Here is a 2,500-nt window from a genome sequence, read left to right as displayed (position 1 = left end):
TTTGAGCAAGGCAGCATCGCCTGTCAGGCGTCCCCACAAGAAACCTGCATTCAGAGTTCCATAGCCAACAGGGTTGGCTTGGAAAAGTCCCAATACGGGGCCTTAGCTCAGCTGGGAGAGCACCTGCTTTGCAAGCAGGGGGTCGTCGGTTCGATCCCGACAGGCTCCACCATGTTGAGTTATGACAGAACATTGGGTCTGTAGCTCAGGTGGTTAGAGCGCACCCCTGATAAGGGTGAGGTCGGTAGTTCGAGTCTACCCAGACCCACCACTCTGAATGTACCGCATACTAAGAATTTATAGACGTCAGCACTGTGGCTGATATCTGTTCTTTTAAAACTTGTGACGTAGCGAGCGTTTGAGATTATCTATCTTGACGTGTCGTGAGGCTAAGGCGGAAGACTTAAATGTCTTCTTATTAATTGAGTCGTTATATTCGTATCCGGGCTTTGTACCCCTGGATCAAATGTAGCCCAAGGCAACTTGCGGTTATATGGTCAAGCGAATAAGCGCACACGGTGGATGCCTTGGCGGTCAGAGGCGATGAAGGACGTGGCAGCCTGCGAAAAGTATCGGGGAGCTGGCAACAAGCTTTGATCCGGTAATGTCCGAATGGGGAAACCCACCGCTCCGGCGGTATCCTGCAGTGAATACATAGCTGCTGGAAGCGAACCTGGTGAACTGAAATATCTAAGTAACCAGAGGAAAAGAAATCAACCGAGATTCCCTGAGTAGCGACGAGCGAACGGGGAACAGCCCTTAAGCTGGTATGGTTCTAGAAAAACGGTTTGGAAAAGCCGGCCATAGAAGGTGATAGCCCTGTATTTAAAAGGGCCATTCCAGTGAAGACGAGTAGGGCGGGGCACGTGAAACCCTGTCTGAATATGGGGGGACCATCCTCCAAGGCTAAATACTACTGACCGACCGATAGTGAACCAGTACCGTGAGGGAAAGGCGAAAAGAACCCCGGAGAGGGGAGTGAAATAGATCCTGAAACCGTGTGCGTACAAGCAGTAGGAGCTCGCAAGAGTGACTGCGTACCTTTTGTATAATGGGTCAGCGACTTACTGTTCGTGGCAAGCTTAACCGTATAGGGGAGGCGAAGGGAAACCGAGTCTGATAAGGGCGCATAGTCGCGGGCAGTAGACCCGAAACCGGGTGATCTAGTCATGCCCAGGGTGAAGGTGCGGTAACACGCACTGGAGGCCCGAACCCACTCCCGTTGCAAAGGTAGGGGATGAGGTGTGATTAGGAGTGAAAAGCTAATCGAACCCGGAGATAGCTGGTTCTCCTCGAAAGCTATTTAGGTAGCGCCTCATATGTATCCTCTCGGGGGTAGAGCACTGTTATGGCTAGGGGGTCATCGCGACTTACCAAACCATTGCAAACTCCGAATACCGAGACGGACTGTATGGGAGACACACGGCGGGTGCTAACGTCCGTCGTGAAAAGGGAAACAACCCAGATCCACAGCTAAGGTCCCAAATTTACTGCTAAGTGGAAAACCATGTGGAAAGGCACAGACAGCCAGGAGGTTGGCTTAGAAGCAGCCACCCTTTAAAGAAAGCGTAATAGCTCACTGGTCGAGTCGGTCTGCGGGGAAGATTTAACGGGGCTAAGCAGTAAACCGAAGCTTGGAGTGCATAACTTTGTTATGCGCGGTAGAGGAGCGTTCCGTAAGCCTGTGAAGGTGAGTTGAGAAGCTTGCTGGAGGTATCGGAAGTGCGAATGCTGACATGAGTAACGATAATGCGGGTGAAAAACCCGCACGCCGAAAGCCCAAGGTTTCCTTGCGCAACGTTAATCGGCGCAGGGTGAGTCGGCCCCTAAGGCGAGGCAGAAATGCGTAGTCGATGGGAAGCAGGTTAATATTCCTGCACCTCGCGTAAGTGCGATGGAGGGACGGAGAAGGTTAGGTGTACCAGGCGTTGGTTGTCCTGGGGAAAGGCGGTAGGTTTGGATCTTTGGCAAATCCGGGATCCTTTAAGACCGAGCACCGAGACGAGCCTTTAAGGCGAAGTCACTGATACCACGCTTCCAGGAAAAGCTCCTAAGCTTCAGCTTACGCAGACCGTACCGTAAACCGACACAGGTGGGTAGGATGAGAATTCTCAGGCGCTTGAGAGAACTCGGGTGAAGGAACTAGGCAACATGGCACCGTAACTTCGGGAGAAGGTGCACCCTTTTTGGTGGCTCATGCGAGCTATAGCTGAAGAGGGTCGCAGTAACCAGGCCGCTGCGACTGTTTATCAAAAACACAGCACTCTGCAAACACGAAAGTGGACGTATAGGGTGTGACGCCTGCCCGGTGCTGGAAGGTTAATTGATGGGGTCAGCCGCAAGGCGAAGCTCTTGATCGAAGCCCCAGTAAACGGCGGCCGTAACTATAACGGTCCTAAGGTAGCGAAATTCCTTGTCGGGTAAGTTCCGACCTGCACGAATGGCGTAACGACAGCGGCGCTGTCTCCACCCGAGACTCAGTGAAATTGAAATCGCTGTG

The 2,500-nt window shown here is 52.4% G+C and carries 2 tRNA genes and 2 rRNA genes (2 of these 4 cut by a window edge); all 4 read left to right on the top strand.

Annotated features, from left to right (window positions below):
* A 16S ribosomal RNA gene (locus Q5Z11_RS18985) occupies nucleotides 1-2 on the top strand; it begins 1,543 nt to the left of the window's first position.
* A gap of 94 nt (nucleotides 3-96) precedes the next feature.
* Nucleotides 97-172: transfer RNA gene (locus Q5Z11_RS18980), tRNA-Ala, on the top strand.
* Nucleotides 173-194: 22 nt separating this feature from the next.
* Nucleotides 195-271 (top strand) — tRNA-Ile (locus tag Q5Z11_RS18975).
* A gap of 224 nt (nucleotides 272-495) precedes the next feature.
* Nucleotides 496-2,500 (top strand): 23S ribosomal RNA (locus Q5Z11_RS18970); it runs 873 nt beyond the window's last position.
* The 16S and 23S rRNA genes sit together here with 2 tRNA genes alongside, the layout of an rRNA operon.

This window comes from Stenotrophomonas sp. 610A2, assembly GCF_030549615.1.
Lineage (GTDB): Bacteria > Pseudomonadota > Gammaproteobacteria > Xanthomonadales > Xanthomonadaceae > Stenotrophomonas > Stenotrophomonas pigmentata.
This window is presented reverse-complemented; position numbering and strand designations above follow the sequence as displayed.